Annotated in this window: 15 protein-coding genes; 7 read left to right on the top strand and 8 right to left on the bottom strand. The window is 71.4% G+C overall.

All coding sequences use genetic code 11. The features are described from left to right. From E1293_RS21930 to E1293_RS21910, 5 genes are all read right to left on the bottom strand, one after another. Positions 1 to 1,111 (bottom strand): MCE family protein (locus E1293_RS21930; protein WP_132199313.1); only part of this gene is annotated, 1,111 nt, incomplete at its 3' end. Continuing rightward, positions 1,108 to 2,385 carry an MCE family protein gene (locus tag E1293_RS21925; RefSeq protein WP_132199312.1) on the bottom strand — a complete coding sequence of 426 codons (1,278 nt, stop codon included), beginning with the start codon at positions 2,383 to 2,385 and terminating at the stop codon, positions 1,108 to 1,110. The genes E1293_RS21930 and E1293_RS21925, both read right to left, overlap by 4 nt. Before the next feature lie 17 nt (positions 2,386 to 2,402). Further along, a complete protein-coding gene (locus tag E1293_RS21920) occupies positions 2,403 to 3,239 on the bottom strand; it encodes an MlaE family ABC transporter permease (protein WP_132199311.1) in 837 nt (278 codons plus the stop codon). A 1-nt stretch (position 3,240) separates the two neighbouring features. Beyond that, positions 3,241 to 4,029: an MlaE family ABC transporter permease gene (locus E1293_RS21915; protein ID WP_243716384.1), complete on the bottom strand. Its 789-nt coding sequence runs from the start codon at positions 4,027 to 4,029 to the stop codon at positions 3,241 to 3,243. A gap of 53 nt (positions 4,030 to 4,082) precedes the next feature. After that, on the bottom strand, positions 4,083 to 5,081 hold the full coding sequence (locus E1293_RS21910; RefSeq protein ID WP_165978341.1) for an ABC transporter ATP-binding protein: 999 nt from the start codon (positions 5,079 to 5,081) through the stop codon (positions 4,083 to 4,085). A gap of 472 nt (positions 5,082 to 5,553) precedes the next feature. Between E1293_RS21910 and E1293_RS21905 the strand changes: the two genes are divergently transcribed. The 4 genes from E1293_RS21905 (at position 5,554) to E1293_RS21890 (ending at position 10,362) form a co-directional block, all read left to right on the top strand. Next, positions 5,554 to 6,783 (top strand): PucR-like N-terminal domain-containing protein, encoded by a 1,230-nt coding sequence (locus tag E1293_RS21905; RefSeq protein WP_132199309.1) that lies wholly within the window; start codon positions 5,554 to 5,556, stop codon positions 6,781 to 6,783. 32 nt (positions 6,784 to 6,815) lie between these two features. Next, on the top strand, positions 6,816 to 7,604 hold the full coding sequence (locus tag E1293_RS21900) for an NAD-dependent epimerase/dehydratase family protein (RefSeq protein WP_207939006.1): 789 nt from the start codon (positions 6,816 to 6,818) through the stop codon (positions 7,602 to 7,604). Between the two features lie 81 nt (positions 7,605 to 7,685). Then, entirely contained in the window at positions 7,686 to 8,333 is a 648-nt protein-coding gene (locus tag E1293_RS21895; protein ID WP_132199308.1) for a TetR/AcrR family transcriptional regulator, read from the top strand. Between the two features lie 13 nt (positions 8,334 to 8,346). Then, positions 8,347 to 10,362: a WD40 repeat domain-containing serine/threonine protein kinase gene (locus E1293_RS21890; protein WP_132199307.1), complete on the top strand. Its 2,016-nt coding sequence runs from the start codon at positions 8,347 to 8,349 to the stop codon at positions 10,360 to 10,362. Here the strand turns inward: E1293_RS21890 and E1293_RS21885 are convergent. Together E1293_RS21885 and E1293_RS21880 are read right to left on the bottom strand one after the other, a co-directional pair. After that, positions 10,340 to 10,720, bottom strand: a complete 381-nt coding sequence (locus E1293_RS21885; RefSeq protein WP_165978340.1) for a nitroreductase family deazaflavin-dependent oxidoreductase — start codon at positions 10,718 to 10,720, stop codon at positions 10,340 to 10,342. The genes E1293_RS21890 and E1293_RS21885 overlap by 23 nt on opposite strands. A 32-nt stretch (positions 10,721 to 10,752) precedes the next feature. After that, positions 10,753 to 12,216: a flavin-containing monooxygenase gene (locus E1293_RS21880; RefSeq protein WP_132199305.1), complete on the bottom strand. Its 1,464-nt coding sequence runs from the start codon at positions 12,214 to 12,216 to the stop codon at positions 10,753 to 10,755. A gap of 82 nt (positions 12,217 to 12,298) precedes the next feature. On the opposite strand from E1293_RS21880, the gene E1293_RS21875 reads away from it, so the two are divergent. Continuing rightward, complete coding sequence (locus E1293_RS21875) at positions 12,299 to 12,946, top strand: TetR/AcrR family transcriptional regulator (RefSeq protein WP_243716382.1); 648 nt, start codon at positions 12,299 to 12,301, stop codon at positions 12,944 to 12,946. Here the strand turns inward: E1293_RS21875 and E1293_RS21870 are convergent. Next, positions 12,897 to 13,571 carry a TetR/AcrR family transcriptional regulator gene (locus tag E1293_RS21870; protein ID WP_132199304.1) on the bottom strand — a complete coding sequence of 225 codons (675 nt, stop codon included), beginning with the start codon at positions 13,569 to 13,571 and terminating at the stop codon, positions 12,897 to 12,899. The genes E1293_RS21875 and E1293_RS21870 overlap by 50 nt on opposite strands. 107 nt (positions 13,572 to 13,678) lie before the next feature. Here E1293_RS21870 and E1293_RS21865 point away from each other — a divergent pair, with 107 nt between their 5' ends. Together E1293_RS21865 and E1293_RS21860 are read left to right on the top strand one after the other, a co-directional pair. After that, on the top strand, positions 13,679 to 14,785 hold the full coding sequence (locus E1293_RS21865; protein WP_132199303.1) for a ferritin-like domain-containing protein: 1,107 nt from the start codon (positions 13,679 to 13,681) through the stop codon (positions 14,783 to 14,785). A 54-nt stretch (positions 14,786 to 14,839) separates the two neighbouring features. Continuing rightward, complete coding sequence (locus E1293_RS21860) at positions 14,840 to 15,700, top strand: SDR family NAD(P)-dependent oxidoreductase (protein WP_132199302.1); 861 nt, start codon at positions 14,840 to 14,842, stop codon at positions 15,698 to 15,700. The last annotated feature ends 6 nt before the right edge of the window (positions 15,701 to 15,706 follow it).

Genomic DNA, 15,706 nt, shown 5'->3' with positions numbered 1-15,706 from the left:
GGCCCGCTCGTGGACGGCCCGCCCGGCGGCGGGGCCGGCGGGGTCGGGGGCGTCCTCCGCGGCACCTCGCGTCCTTGATCGGGATGCCGGTCGGCGGCGGCTGGTTCGTGATGTCGGAACCGGCATAGGTGACGCCGATCAACTGGACCTCGCACTGGTAGAAGTTCATCCACGAGCCGTAGGAGCCCACCCGGCCGAACGTCGAGAGCTTCGTGGGCGTCCGCTGGAGGAACCGCTCCAGCAGCGGCTCGTCGCGGTTGAGGTTGTCGCTGAGCCGGCCGAGCTGGACGATGTCGTCCTTGAGCGGGTCCCGCGCGACCTGGAGCAGCCCGGCGGTGGCGCTGGTCAGGTCGGCGATCGAGCCGAGCGCCTCGCCGATCGGCTCGCGGTCGGTCGCGAGTCCGGAGGTGAACCGGCGGAGCGTCGTGATCAGGTCGACGAGCTGCCGGTCCCGCCCGTTGATCGTCTGGACGACGCTGTCGAGGTTCGTGATGACCTGCCCGATCACCTCGTCCTTGGCTGCCAGGGTGCTCGTCAGCTGCCCGACCGTGCGCAGCAGGCTCTCGACCGTGCCGCTCTCCCCCTGGAGCACCTTGACGATCGACTCGGAGAGCTTGTTGGCGTCGCCCGGCGACAGCGCCTGCATGAGCGGCTGGAAACCCTGGAACAGCTGGGTCAGGTTCAGCGTCCCGGTCGTATGCCCGACCGGGATCGTCCCGCCGGGCTTCAGCACCTGGCCGGGCGAGCCGGTGCCCTGGCCGAGCGCGATGTAGCGTCCGCCGACGAGGTTGAGGTACTTGACGGCCGCCGTCGCCGCGGCCGGGATCTGCCGGTCCCGGTCGACGGAGAACTTCACCCGGGCCAGCCGCCGGTCGCTGACCTTGATCTCCTCGACCTGGCCGACCTCGACGCCCGCGATCCGCACGCCGTGCCCCGGGTGCAGCCCGGCGACGTCGGTGAACTTGGCGTAGTAGGTGACGCGGTCGCCGCTGGTGGCGCCGGTGATGCTGGACGCCAGCAGCCCGGTCGCCAGCACCGTCACCACGATGAAGATCAGCGAGCTGACGAGCGGGAACCCCAGGCCCTTGACGCCCTGTCCGGCGAGCCTCACTTGACCGTCACCTCCGTGCCCCGGTAGATCGGCCCGACCAGCACGCTGGACCAGTCCGGCAGCTCCTCGGGGACCTCGTCGAGCGACGGCCCGGCGAGCTCGTTGACCAGGTCGTTCTCCGACGAGGAGTTCGCCGGCCCGAGGCCGCTCCCGGCCGCGCCGCCCTTGCCGGGGACGCCGCCGGCGGGCAGCACCCGCACCCCGTTCCCGGACGCCAGGTACGGGACGCTCGGGCAGTGCGGCCCGTCGCCGCCGTCGTAGCGCGGCCTGTCCTTGCCCGGCAGGTACCGGCCCTTGTTCGGGATGGACACGACCATGCCGTGGACGCCGTGCTCGTCCGTGCCCTTGCCGAGGACCTTGTTCATCTTCGGGACGAAGTCGGTGAACGTGCGGAACGTGCAGGGCGCGGCGGGGGCGTACCGGCGCAGCAGGTCCAGGCTCCCCCGGCTCTCCGTCGCCAGCGCGATGATGTTGCCGGAGTTGGCGTTCAGGAAGTCGGTGAGGTCGGCGGACGATCCCGACACCGCGTCGTACAGGCTCGCGAGGGCGAGGCGCTGGTCGACGAGCGTCCGGCTGGTGACGGTGAAGTCGGTGAGCGCCTGCAGCAGGTCGGGGGCGGCGTCGGCGGCGTTCTGCGAGAACTTCGCCAGCTCTTCGAGGTTGCGGGTGAGCGCCGGCACCTCGGGGTTGAGCTTGGTCAGGAACGCGTCGAGCTGCTCGAAGTTGCGGCCGATCTGGTCGCCGCGCCCCTCCAGCGCCCGCGACATGGCGTTGAGCGTCGCCGACAGCTTCGCCGGCTGGATGGTGTCGAGGATGTCCATCGTGTGGTTGAGGACCTCCGACAGCTCCACGGCGTTCTGGCTGCGGTCCTCGGAGATGACGTCGCCGTCGGCGATCGGCGTGCCCGCCGACCCCGGCGGCGGGACGAGCGAGACGAACCGGGCGCCGAACACCGTCGTCGGCAGCAGTCGCGCCTGGACGTCCGATGGGACGCGGTCGGTCATCCCCGGCTTCAGCGCCAGTTCGAGCTTCGCTCCCGCCCCGTCCGCCTTGATGGAGCGGACCTCCCCGACGACCACGCCGCGGACCTTCACGTCCGCCAGCGGGTGCATCTCGTGCCCGGCCGTCCCGGTGCGCAGCGTCACCTTCGTCACGTCGGTGAACTGCTTGTTGTAGATCGCGATCGACAGCCAGATCAGCAGCGCCGGGACGAGCAGGAACGCCACCCCGGTGAGGCGCTGCCCGACCACATGACGGGTCTTCCGCTTCGCCATATCAGCCAGCCCCCATGTCAGCCCGTCACCTTCACCGTCGTCGTCGCGCCCCAGATGGCGAGGCTGGCGAAGAAGTCCGTCACGCTGATCAGCACGATCGCGGTGCGGACGGCGCGGCCGACGGCGACGCCCACGCCGGCGGGGCCGCCGACGGCGCGGTAGCCGTAGTAGCAGTGCGCCAGCACGACCATGACGCTGAAGATCAGCACCTTGGCGAACGACAGCACCACGTCCTCGGGGGCGAGGAAGATGTTGAAGTAGTGGTCGTAGGTGCCGGCGGACTGCCCGTTGAACCACAGGGTGATCTGCCTGGACGCGAGATAGGAGCTGAGCAGCCCGATCCCGTACAGCGGGACGATCGCCACGGTGCCCGCGATGATGCGGGTGGTCACCAGGTAGGGCACCGACTGGATGCCCATGCCCTCCAGCGCGTCGATCTCCTCGTTGATGCGCATCGCGCCGAGCTGCGCGGTGAAGCCCGCGCCGACCGTCGCCGACAGCGCCAGCCCGGACACCAGCGGGGCGATCTCGCGGGTGTTGAAGTAGGCCGACACGAACCCGGTGAACGCCGCCGACCCGATCTGGTCGAGCGCGGCGTAGCCCGACAGGCCGACGACCACGCCGGTGAACACCGTCATGCCGATCATCACGCCGACGGTGCCGCCGATGACCGCGAGCGCGCCGCTGCCGAACGCGACCTCGCCGAGCAGCCGCAGCGACTCGCGCAGGTAGCGGCGGAGCGCGCGCGGCGTCCACAGCAGCGCCCGGACGTAGAAGCCGAGCTGGTCACCGGGCTGGTCCAGCCAGGAGACGAGCTTGACCGGCCGGAACCGGCGTGCCCCGGGGAGCGCCATGTCATGCCCCCTTCGGCGGGACGACCTGCAGGTAGATCACCGTCAGCACGAGGTTGACGAAGAACAGCATCAGGAACGTGATGACGACCGACTGGTTGACCGCGTCGCCGACGCCCTTCGGGCCCGGGCTCGGGTTCAGGCCGCGGTAGGCGGCCACCACCCCGGCGATGAACCCGAACAGCAGCGCCTTCAGCTCGCCGACGTACAGGTCGGGCAGCTGCGCGAGGGCGGAGAACGAGGCGAGGTAGGCGCCCGGCGTCCCGTCCTGCATCATCACGTTGAAGAAGTAGCCGCCCGCGACGCCGACGACCGAGACCAGGCCGTTCAGCAGCACCGCGACGGCCATGCAGGCCAGGACGCGCGGGACGACGAGGCGCTGGACGGGCGAGACGCCCATCACCTCCATCGCGTCCATCTCCTCGCGGATCGTCCGGGAGCCGAGGTCGGCGCAGATCGCCGACCCGGCCGCGCCGGAGATCAGCAGCGCCACGATCAGCGGGCTCGCCTGCTGCACCACCGCGAGGACGCTGGCGCCGCCGGTGAGCGACTGCGCGCCGAGCTGCTTGGCCAGCGACCCGACCTGCAGCGAGATGACCGCGCCGAACGGGATCGACACCAGGGCGGTCGGCAGGATCGCGACGGAGGCGATGAACCAGAACTGCTGGATCAGCTCGCGCAGCTGGAACGGGCGCCGGAACGACATCACCAGCACGGTCCCGGCGAGCGCGAACAGCCGCCCGACCTGGCGCAGCGCGCCGGCGCCGGGAACGACGGTGTCAGGTGCCGCCACGCGCGTCTCCTTCCACGGGCACGCGCGCGTCGCCGCGCCGTGCGGCCGGCCGGTCAGTTCGCGCCATTGCGGCCGCCTTCCTGCGGGTGGTTGCGGTTGGCCCAGATCGCCTGCTGCGCCGGGTAGGAGAGCCGCGGCAGCATCTCGTCGACGCGCAGCGAGTGCCGGTGCTCGCCCTGGCGGGGCGGCATCCCGGGGGTGGGCCGCAGCTGCGGCGGGATCTCGATGGTGCGGCGGGTGCGCGCGGGGCCGGCGGTGTCGGCCGCTTCGGCGGCGAGCAGCGCGGCGTCCTTCTCCTCCGACATGCCGATCGGGCCGCGGGTGTCGCCGTGCAGGAACTGCAGGACGGCCGGCTCGTCGCTGGTCAGCAGCGCCTCGCGCGGGCCGAACGCGACGAGGTCGCGGCGGTACAGCATGCCGATGTTGTCCGGGACGGTCGCGGCGATGTCGATGTTGTGCGTGACGATCAGCATCGTCGCGTCGATCCGCGCGTTGACGTCGATCAGCAGCTGGGAGATGTGCGCGGTGCGGACGGGGTCCAGCCCGGAGTCGGGCTCGTCGCACAGGATGATCTCCGGGTCGAGCACGAGGGCGCGGGCAAGGCCGGCGCGCTTGCGCATGCCGCCGGAGATCTGGCCGGGCAGCTTGCGCTCCTCGCCGCCGAGGCCGACCATCTCCATCCGCTCCAGCACGATCCGCCGGATCTCCTGCTCCTTCTTGCGGGTGTGCTCGCGGAGCGGGAACGCGATGTTGTCGAACAGGGGCATGGACCCGAACAGGGCGCCGTCCTGGAACATCAGGCCGAACCTCTTGCGGGCCTCGAAGACGTCGCGGTCGCGGTCGTTCACCATGTCGACGCCGTCGATCAGCACCCGGCCCTCCTCGGGCTTGAGCAGCCCGACGAGGGACTTGAGGAACACCGTCTTGCCGGTGCCGGACGGGCCGAGCAGCACGCTCACCTCGCCCTCCGGGAGGGTGAGGGTGACGTCCCGCCAGATGGTCTGCCGGCCGAACTCTTTCGTCAGCCCCTCGACGACGACTTCAATTCCCAACGACACCACCACTCGCGATAGGCAGGAGGTTTCGAGGACGTTACGGCCCAGTAGCCATGGCATTCAATAGGGATCCGCGGGATTCTCGACACAATTCCGCAAATGGCCGCCCGGATTTGTCACCGGTTTAGTCTTCGATCAGCCGGAAATCGTCGCCGGTGACTACCTGGGGGTAACATGGCGGGGAGCGCCGCCCCGCCGGCCCCTCCGGCCCGCCCGGATTGTCACCGGTCCAGCAACCGAACCCCGTTCTTGTCACATCGCGCGCAAAACCGCGCCGCCGCACCGGCGATCGGGCCGCCGACCCTTGCCACCGGCGACCGGCGACTTTATGTTCGCGGTGTTCTCGATCTCGACCAGGGTGTTCGCTCCCCCGCTCCGCGCACCCGTCATCCGGCGCCACCGCCGACCGCCGGGGCGGTGGCCCGGCGCCGCACTGCCCGGCCGGCCCGATGCGGAGGTTGCCTTTCCCATGTCGCAGGCATTGGAATTGTCCGAACACGATCGGAGTCAGACCGGCTTCCGGCATTTCCTCGACCTGCTGCGTACGGAACTCGCCGACGTCACGCACGAGGTCGTCACCGAGATCAAGCAGAGCATCCCCGAGTACGACCGCCCCGAGCTCTCCGCCTACGACCAGATCCTCCGGCTCGGCACCGAGATACTGCTGCCGGGCTTTCTCGACCGGGTCACCGACCCGGACGCGCCCACCGTCCAGCGCGACGAGACCTGCCGCGCCCTCGGCCATTTCGAGGCCGTCGAAGGGCGCACCCTCGACCACCTCCAGGCCGCCGCCCGGATCGCCTTCCACGTCGCGTGGCGCCGGACGGTCGTCCTCGCCGAGCGCGAGCAGATCCCCACCGCCGTCGTCTCCACCACCGTCGACGCCATGCTCGTCTACCTCGAAGAGGCCGTCGCCCAGGCCCGCGTCGGCTACCAGCAGGCCACCGGCCACGCCGACGTGCGCCGCCGCGAGGAGCGGCGCCGGCTCCTGCACCTGATCCTGCAGCAGCCGGCCGTCGTCCCCGAGGCGATCGAGGACCTCGCCAAGTCCACCTGCTGGTGGCCGCTGCCCGCGGAGGCCACCCTCGTCGCCGTCCACCCCGAGGCGCCGAGCACCCGGTCGGCGCTCGACGCCGACGTCCTGGCCGACTTCGACGGCGCCGAGCCGTGCCTGCTCGTCCCCGGGCCGCTCACCGAGGCGCGGCACGCCATGCTGCGCGCCGCGCTGTCGGACGCCAGCTGCGTCCTCGGCCTCACCCTCCCCCTGGAGCGCGCCACGCACTCGCTGCGCTGGGCCCGCCGCGTCCTCGCGCTCGCCGAGGAGGGCGTCATCCGGGACGGCTCGCTCATCCCGTGCCGCGACCACCTGATGACCATGTGGCTGCTGTCGGACCCGGCACTGGTCGAGGAGCTGACCCGGCACCACCTCGACCCGCTGCGGGACGTCTCCGAAGGGCAGCGGCGGCGGCTGGTGGAGACGCTCGCCGAGGCCGTCACCACCCGGTCGACGGCGGTCGACATCGGCGAGCGGCTCAAGGTCCACCCGCAGACCGTCCGCTACCGTCTCCGGCAGCTGGAGGGCTACCTCGGCAACAGCCTGGAGGACGCCGACGCCCGCTTCTCCCTCGACGCCACCCTGCGCGCGGCGAGCCTGCACCGGCGCCGCCGGCTCGGCAGGCGGGGCACACCCGGCGCCTGACCTGCGGAGGGCGTGCTGCGAGACTTGCGCCCATGGCCCTCGGGACGATCATGCTGACCGGTGCCGCCGGGCGGGTCGGCACCGCACTCCGCACGCCGCTGCGCGACGAGGCGGAACGGCTGGTGCTCGCCGACGTCGCGCCCCTGCACGTCGAAGCGCCGAACGAGGTCGTCCACCGCACGGACCTCGCGGACGCCGCACGGATCGTCGAAGGCGCCGACGCGATCGTCCACCTGGCCGGCGTGCCGGACGAGGCGCCGTTCCCCGACCTGGTGGAGGGCAACATCCTCGGGACGCAGCGCGTCCTGGAGGCGGCGCGCGTCACCGGCGTCCCGCGCGTCGTCCTCGCCAGCAGCAACCGGCTGACCGGCTGCTACCCGTCCACCGAGACCGTGTCGCCCGCGATGCCGCCGCGCCCGGACGGCCTGTACGGGGTCAGCAAGGTCGCCGTCGAGGCCCTCGGCCGCCTCTACGCCGACAAGTTCGGGCTGGACGTGGTGTGCCTGCGCATCGGCAGCCTCGAACTGCACCCCACCGAGCCGCGCCACCTCGCCACCTGGCTGAGCCACCGCGACTGCGCCGGGTTCGTGCGCGCGGCCCTGACCGTTCCGTCCCCGGGCTTCCTGGCCGCCTACGCGGTGTCCGCCAACGCGCGCCGCTTCTGGGAGCTGGACGCGCGGCTCGGCTACGAACCGCGCGACGACGCCGCCTCCTACGGCATCCCGGACACCTTCGCCCGCGCGGGCGTTCCGCAGGGCGGCGACTTCGCGTCCGCCGAGTTCACACTCCCCTTCCTCGACGGATCGCAGGAACACAGGTGACGTTTCGGGTCGTGCGGGTTGCGACGGACCGTTATCCTGACCTTCTGGTTACCGGCTCATGACGGAAAGTCGAAGGGGTCCATGCCGACGTCGACCTGGTTCCGCCTCAACGTCGCCAAGCGCGAGCGCGTGCTCGAAGTGGCGATGCGCGAGTTCGGGGAGCACGGATACTCGACGGGCAGCCTGAACACCATCGCCCGCGAGGCCGGCATCGCCAAGGGCTCGCTGTTCCAGTACTTCAGCGACAAGCTGGAGTTCTTCGCGTTCGTGTGCGACGAGGCGTCCCGGCGCATCCGCGAGGAGATGGAGCGGCGCATCGAGCGCGTCGACTTCGACCAGTCCTTCGACGAGTGGCTGTTCGACGTCCTGTGCGACTGGACCGAGTACATGGCCGACCACCCGCTGGAGCGCGGCGTCACGGCGGCCACGAACTTCGAGCTCGACAACAGCGTCCGGTCCGTCGTCCGCGACACCGCCAACCAGCACTACCTGCTGGTCATCCACCCGACGCTGCAGCTGTGGAAGGCGCAGGGCGACATCCGCGAGGACGCCGACCTCGAGGTCCTCGCCACCTGGCTGATGATGATCCTGCCGTTCCTCGCGCTGGCCCCGTACTACGACGGCCTCGACCCGATCCACGACCTGCGCGGCCGCACCCCGGCCGAGCAGCGCCCGGTGATCCGCCAGCTCCTCGCGGGCTTCCGCCCCATGTTCGCCACCGACAAGTGACGCACCCCGCCCCATGCCCGACGACGACGCGATGGCGGGCCGGTACCGGCTGATCGACGTGGTCGGACGCGGCGGCATGGGCGCGGTCTGGCGGGCCCACGACGACCTCCTCGACCGCGAGGTGGCCGTCAAGGAGGTCCTGACGCCGCCCGGCACGACCGGCGGTGAAGGGGACGCGCCCTGGTTCGCGCGCACGATGCGCGAGGCGCGCTCGGCGGCCCGGCTGCGGCATCCGTCCGTCATCACCGTGTACGACGTCGTCACGCACGACGGGCGGCCGTGGATCGTCATGGAGTTCGTTCCGGGCCGCGCGCTCTCCGACGTGCTGCGCGACCGTGCGCTGCCGCCGCCGCGGGTGGCGGAGATCGGGGCCTCGATGCTGGCCGGGCTCCGCGCGGCGCACGCCGCCGGGGTCGTCCATCGGGACGTGAAGCCCGCCAACGTGCTGCTGGACGGCGACCGCGTCATCCTCACCGACTTCGGCATCGCGGCCGCGGCCGGCCTGACCGCGCTGACGGCATCCGGCGCCATCCTGGGCACCCCTTCGTACATGGCGCCGGAGCAGGCGCGGTCGGGGACCGCGTCCGCCGCAAGCGACCTGTGGTCGCTGGGCGCCACCCTTTACGCGGCGGTCGAGGGGCGTCCGCCGTTCACCGGGCCGACCGCGGTCTCGATCCTGTCCGCGCTGCTCACCGAGGAGCCCGCGCCGCCCGTCGACGCGGGGCCGCTGCGTCCCGTCCTGGACGGGCTGCTGCGCAAGGACCCGGCCCGCCGCATGAGCGGCGAGGAGGCCGCGGCACTGCTGGCCACGGCGGCGCACACCGGCGGCCCGGTCGTCCTCCCGCCGCCGGCACCGCCGCCCGCACCGCCTCCGGGCCGGGCTTCGGCTCCGCCTCCGGCGGACGGCACGGCCGTGCTCGCCCCGGTTCCCGGCCCCCCGTCGCTGACCGACCTGCCGTGCCCGGCCGAGTCGCTGGCGTTCGCCCCGGACGGGCGCACGCTCGCCACCGCGCTGCCCGGCGGGCACGGGCTCCCGGCGGCCTGGCTCTGGGACGTCGACACCGGCGGCCTCCGCCACACCGTCGACCGCCCGGCCGGCGGCGAGGACGACGCGCACGTCGTCTTCCTGCCGGACGGGAGCCTCGTCGCCGGGGACGGCGCCGCGTTCTCGATCACCCGGCCCGGTGCGGGGACGCGGGACATCGTCAGCACGTCCGGCCGCTTCGTGCACGCCGCCGTCGGCTGGCGGCCGCCGTCCGCGACGATGGGCCGTCCGGGCGCCGCGATGGTGGCGGTCAGGTCCAGCGAGCGGGCCGGCGTGCAGATCCACGAGGTCGACGGGGCGAGCAGGCAGCTGGACGGCGGCGAGGAGGAGCACGAGACCGGCGAGATGGCGTTCTCCCCGGACGCCCGCTACCTCGCGATCGCGGCCCGCGTGCCCGGCACGGCCGAGCACCAGGTCGAACTCTGGGACACCGGGCTCATGGAGCGCCGCAACATCCTCGTCGGGCACCGCGAGGCCCCGTGGAACCTGGTCTTCTCCTGGACCGGCTCCCGCCTGCTCACCTGGGGGTTCGGCGGGCAGCCGCAGCTGTGGGACCCGGCGCGGCGCTTTCGCAGCCCCCTCCTCGCCACGCTGCGGGGACACTCCGACCCGCGCCCCGCGCAGGCGTTCGCCTGGGACAGGCATCTCGCCACCGCCGACGGCGGGACGCTGCTGCTGTGGACGGCCCGGCAGGGCGAAGGCCCCGTGGCGAGGCTGGACGGCCACACCGGTGACATCAACCAGGTCGCGTTCGGGCTGCGCGACCGGATCGCGGTGACGGCGTCCGACGACGGCACCGTGCGGGTGTGGAACGTGCTGGCCGCGACCCACGACCGGCCCGAGACCGCGTGCATCGCCACGCTGACCGGGCACGAGGGGCCCGTCACGGGCCTCGCCGTGAACGCCGGCGGGACGGTCTTGGCGACCGCGGGGCGCGACCGGTCCGTCCGGCTGTGGGACCTCAGCCGCTACGTCCGGGCGTGACGACGTCCGCGACGAGGATGTCCATGTGGCGTGCGGCCTGGCGGGTCCAGGCCGGGAGTTCGGCGGTGTCGGCGGCGGTCAGCACCTGGGGGTTCTCGATGCGGCGGACGCGGCCGAGGCGCTCCACGCCGCCGTGCCCCTCGGCGAGCAGGTTGCGGACCCAGTCGGCGTCCCGGCCGTAGGGCAGGCCCACGATGAGCCGGCCGCCGCTGCGGAACGCGGTCACCGGCGTCCGGTACTCGCGGCCCGACCGGCGCCCCTTGTGGACGATCATCGCGAACGGGGGCAGGAACGGCGCGTAGACGCCCTGCACCCGGTTCGTGACGACCTTGTTGAAGCGGGCGACCGATCTCGGCATCAGCGGTTTCACCATGCCTCTTGCTTAGCACCTCACGGGCCGAGGACGAACTCCTCCGGCCGCGCCTTGCGGGAGCCCGCCCAGAACTCGAACGTGTGGCCCGGCCAGAGGGTGCGGTTGACGCCCTGGTCGTCCAGGTACCAGCTGTTGCAGCCGCCCTCGTTCCACACGGCGCGGCGCAGCCGCCGCTGCATGCGGTCGTTGAAGCGGCGGGACGCCTCCGGCTTCGGCTCGATCGTGCCGGCGCCGGCGTCCTGCATGAGGCGCAGGCAGTTCAGCACGTGCTGGATCTGCACCTCGATCATGAAGACGACGGAGTTGTGGCCGAGGCCGGTGTTCGGGCCGAGCAGCATGAAGAAGTTCGGCATGCCGGGGATCGTGGTGCCGCGGTGCGCCTCGATGCCGTCGGCCCAGATCTCCTGGAGCTTGCGGCCGTTCCGGCCGGTGACGCGCAGCTCGGCGAGGGCGTCGGTCACCTTGAAGCCGGTGCCGTAGATGATGCAGTCGACCTCGTACTCGCGCCCGTCCGCGGTGACGACGGAGTTCTCCCGCACCTCGGCGATGCCGGACGTCTCGACGTGCACGTCGGGCCGGCCGAGCGCCGGGTAGTAGTCGTTGGACAGCAGGATCCGCTTGCAGCCGATCGTGTAGTCCGGCGTCACCTTGGCGCGCAGCTCCGGGTCGGCGACCTGCTGCTCGATGTGGCGGCGGGCGATGCGCTCCTGCAGGCCGGACAGGCGCGGGTCGATGGTGAAGCCGACGGCGCGGGCCTCCAGCGTCCAGTAGATGCCGCCGCGGAACGCGCGCGCGGCACCCGGCACCTTCTCGAACGCCTTGCGGACGGGCGCCGGGATGGGGAGGTCCGGCTTGGGCTGGATCCACGGCGGCGTCCGCTGGAAGACGACGAGGTCATCGGCCTTCTTCGCGACCTGGGGCACGAACTGGATCGCGGACGCACCCGTCCCGACCACGGCGACGCGTTTGCCGGCGAGGTCGTAGGAGTGGTCCCACTCGGCGGAGTGGAACGCCGTTCCCTGGAACCGCTCGATGCCCGGCAGGTCCGGGAAGGACGGGACGTGCAGCGCGCCGATGCCGGACACGATGGCCTTCGGGGTCAGGACCGACCCGTCGGCGAGCGTGACGTTCCAGCGGCGCGCGCCGTCGTCGTACTCCATGGAGTCGACGGCCGCGCCGAACCGGATGTGCTCGCGCACCCGGTACTTGTCGGCGGTGCGCTCCATGTAGGAGCGGATCTCGGGCTGCGGCGCGAACATCCGCGTCCAGCCGTGATTCAGCTCGAAGGAGAAGGAGTACATGTGCGAGGGGACGTCGCAGGCGCAGCCGGGATAGGTGTTGTCGTGCCACGTCCCGCCGAGCGCCTCGCTCTTCTCCAGCACGACGAAGTCGTGGAAGCCCTGCTGCTTGAGCCGGATCGCCATGCCGAGGCCGGCGAAGCCGGAGCCGATGATGACGATGGCCGGGGCTCGCTCGCTCATGACCCCTCCTCTCGAGTAATCTACTGGGAGTAAGTTACCCGCAGTAGGTTACTGACGGTAGGTCCAATGGAGGGATTCTCCTGTGAGTGGCGCCACACCCCAGCCCCCGCCCCGCCGCCGCCGGATGTCGCGGGCCGAGCGCGAGCGGCAGATGCTGGACGTGGCCGAGCGGGTGTTCGGCGAGCGCGGCTACCAGGCCACCTCCATGGACGAGGTCGCCGAGCGGTGCGGGGTCTCCAAGCCGATGATCTACGAGTACTTCGGCTCCAAGGACGGGCTGCTCGCCGCGTGCGTGAGCCGCTCCAAGGCCGAGCTGCTCGACGTCACCCAGAAGGCGATGGCGGGCGCGACCGCCCCCGAGGACATCCTGTGGCGCGGGATGGTCGCCTACTTCCGGTTCATCGACGAGCACGGCGACTCCTTCGCCATGCTGCTGCGCGAGCCGATGGCCGCGGGCCCGGACGCGGTCACCGCCATCGAGGAGACCCGGCGGCAGCAGAGCACCCTGATCGCCGGGGTGCTCGCCACGTTCGCGCCGTCCGCGCCCGCCGCGACGATCGAGGCGTACACGCAGATCATCATGGGCGCGAGCGAGCGGATGGCGCTGTGGCAGACGAGCCGTCCCGAGCTGTCGGCCGAGGACACGGCCCGCTACATGACCGACTTCTGCTGGCGGGGCCTCAGCCCCTATCTGGCGCCCGGCGGGGAAGGGCGTCCAGCGCCCCGATGAGCAGGTCGAGGCCGAACTCGAAGTCGGTCTCGGGGTCGACGTCGACCAGCGCCGGGCCGTAGGCGATCACGTGCGGGAACTCGTCGGGGTCGAGGCGCGTCCACGACTCGGCGCCCGTCTCGGCGATGTGGCCGAGCATCTTCGTCAGGCCGAGCTCGCGCATCTGCGCGCCGAGCGCGTAGGCGATGAGGGCCCGCATGATGCGCACGGCCGTCTCGCCGTCGAAGCCGGCCGCGTCCGCGAGCGCCAGGGCGCGTTCGGCCGGGCGCAGCCCCACCGGGGTGTCGACCTCGTGGGTGAGGACGATCGACATGCAGCGCGGGTTGTCGTGGGCGACCTTCCGGAACGCCCGGACGAGGGCGCGCGCACGTTCCTGCCACGGCTCGGACGGGTCGTCCTCCAGTTCCAGGCCCGCGACGACATGCTCGGCGACGCCCTCTAGCAGCGCCCCCTTGTTCGGGACGTGGTTGTAGAGCGACATCACGGCGACGTCCAGTTCGCCTGCGACGCGCCGCATGGACAGCGCGTTCGCGCCCTCCCGCTCGATCAGCGCGACCGCCGCATGCACGATGCGCGCACGGGTCAGGCCCGGACGCGGGGTGTCGGAGGCCACACGCCTCGCCATCGATCGCGCCCCTTCCCGCCGTTGACACCGATAAGTGTCCCATGACACGGTACGTACACTGTACGTGATACGTACATCGTACGTATGTGGCTTCGGGGAGGGCGCCCATGTCGACCCATGACCTCTACACCGACTCCGTCCCGGCCGAGACCTGGAACGTCCCCATGGCCGGGGACGCCAGGTTCACCTGGGAGTACGACGACGGCCGCGACCGGCTCCTCGCCCTCTACCAGAAGGGCAAGGACAAGCAGTGGGACTCCACCAAGCGAATCGACTGGGACCTTGAGGTCGACCCGCACGACGTCCTCGGCGTCCCCGACCAGTCCCTCGCCATCTACGGGACGAAGTACTGGGACATGCTGTCGGAGAGGGAGCGCGGCGAGCTGCGGCAGCACTCCACGTCCTGGCAGTTCTCCCAGTTCGTGCACGGCGAGCAGGGCGCGATGGTCACCGCCGCCCGGATCGTGGAGTCGGTGCCCGACCTCGACTCCAAGTTCTACTCCGCCACCCAGACCATGGACGAGGCACGCCACGTCGAGCTGTTCACGCGGTTCCTGCACGAGAAGGTCGCAATGGTCTACCCGATCAACACCAAGCTCCAGGACCTGCTGGACGAGACCCTCACCGACTCCCGCTGGGACATGCCCTACCTCGGCATGCAGGTGCTCATCGAGGGCCTCGCGCTCGCCGCGTTCGGCGTCATCCGCGACATCACCACCAAGCCGCTGCCCAAGCAGATCCTCGCCTACGTCATGCAGGACGAGGCGCGCCACGTCGCGTTCGGCCGGCTGGCCCTCCGCGACTACTACAAGCAGCTCTCCCCCGCCGAGCTCCGCGAACGCGAGGACTTCGTCATCGAGGGCTGCTACCTGATGCGCGACCGCATCCGCGGCAAGGAGATCTGGACCAACTTCGGGATCGACCCCACGGAGGTCGACGAGATGGTCGAGAACTCGCCCTACATGCGGATGTTCCAGAGCCTGCTGTTCAGCCGCATCGTCCCGTGCGTGAAGGACATCGGGCTGTGGAGCGAGCGCGTCCAGCGGACCTACGACGACATGGGCGTCCTCGACATGTCCAAGGCCGACCTCGACGCCCTTATGAACCAGGACGAGGAGATCGCCGAGAAGCTCGACACCGAGCGGTTCGCCGCGGAGGAGGCCGACCGCAAGGCCGAGGTCGACGCCGTCATCACCGAGGCCGCCACGGGCTGAGTACGTTTGGATCACTCGATCCGCACACCTCGTCCGCACACCTCGGAGGTCCCGATGCCACTCGCGCATTTCGATGGAGCGCTCGCCGTCGTCACCGGAGCCGGCAACGGCATCGGCCGGGCCATCGCCCTCCGGCTGGCCGAGAGCGGCGCGAGCGTCGTCGCGGCGGACATCGACCTGCCCGCCGCCGAGCGGACCGTCACCCTCGCCAAGACGCTCGGCGCGGGCGGCACCGCCTACCAGGTGGACGTGGCCGACCGGGCGGCGATGGAGACCTTCGCCGCCGAGGTGAAGGAGGCGCACCGCGTCCCGGACATCGTGGTCAACAACGCGGGCATCGCGGTCGCCGGCTCCTTCCTCGACACCGGTGTGGAGGACTGGGAGAACATCCTCGGCGTGAACCTCTGGGGCGTCATCCACGGCTGCCGCCTGTTCGGCGGCCAGATGCGCGACCGCGTCAACGCCCTTCCGAACAAGCCCGACAAGCCGAACTTCGGCGGCCACATCGTGAACATCGCCTCCGCCGCCGCGTTCTCCCCGTGGCGCGCGATGCCCGCCTACTGCACGACGAAGGCCGCCGTCCTCATGCTCAGCGAATGCCTGCGCGCCGAGCTGGCCGGCTCCCGCATCGGCGTCACCGCCGTCTGCCCGGGCTTCGTCAGCACCGACCTCGTCGACCACGGGACCTTCGTCGAGGGCGACGACGCCACCACCGAACGCCTGCGCACCCGCGGCCAGAAGGCCATCAAGCTGCGCAACTACCCGCCGGAGAAGGTCGCCGAGCGGGTCGTCCACGCCATCATCAAGAACAAGCCCGTGGTCCCCGTCAACTTCGAGGGCCACCTCCTGCACACCCTGTCCAGGGTGTCCCCCGCCTCCCTGCGCCTCCTGGCCAGGATCCCCGCCCGCGGCTAGCGTCCC

It is taken from the genome of Actinomadura darangshiensis, from assembly GCF_004349235.1.
GTDB lineage: Bacteria > Actinomycetota > Actinomycetes > Streptosporangiales > Streptosporangiaceae > Spirillospora > Spirillospora darangshiensis.
The sequence above is the reverse complement of the archived record's forward strand: the minus strand, read 5'-3'. Positions and strand labels throughout refer to the sequence as shown.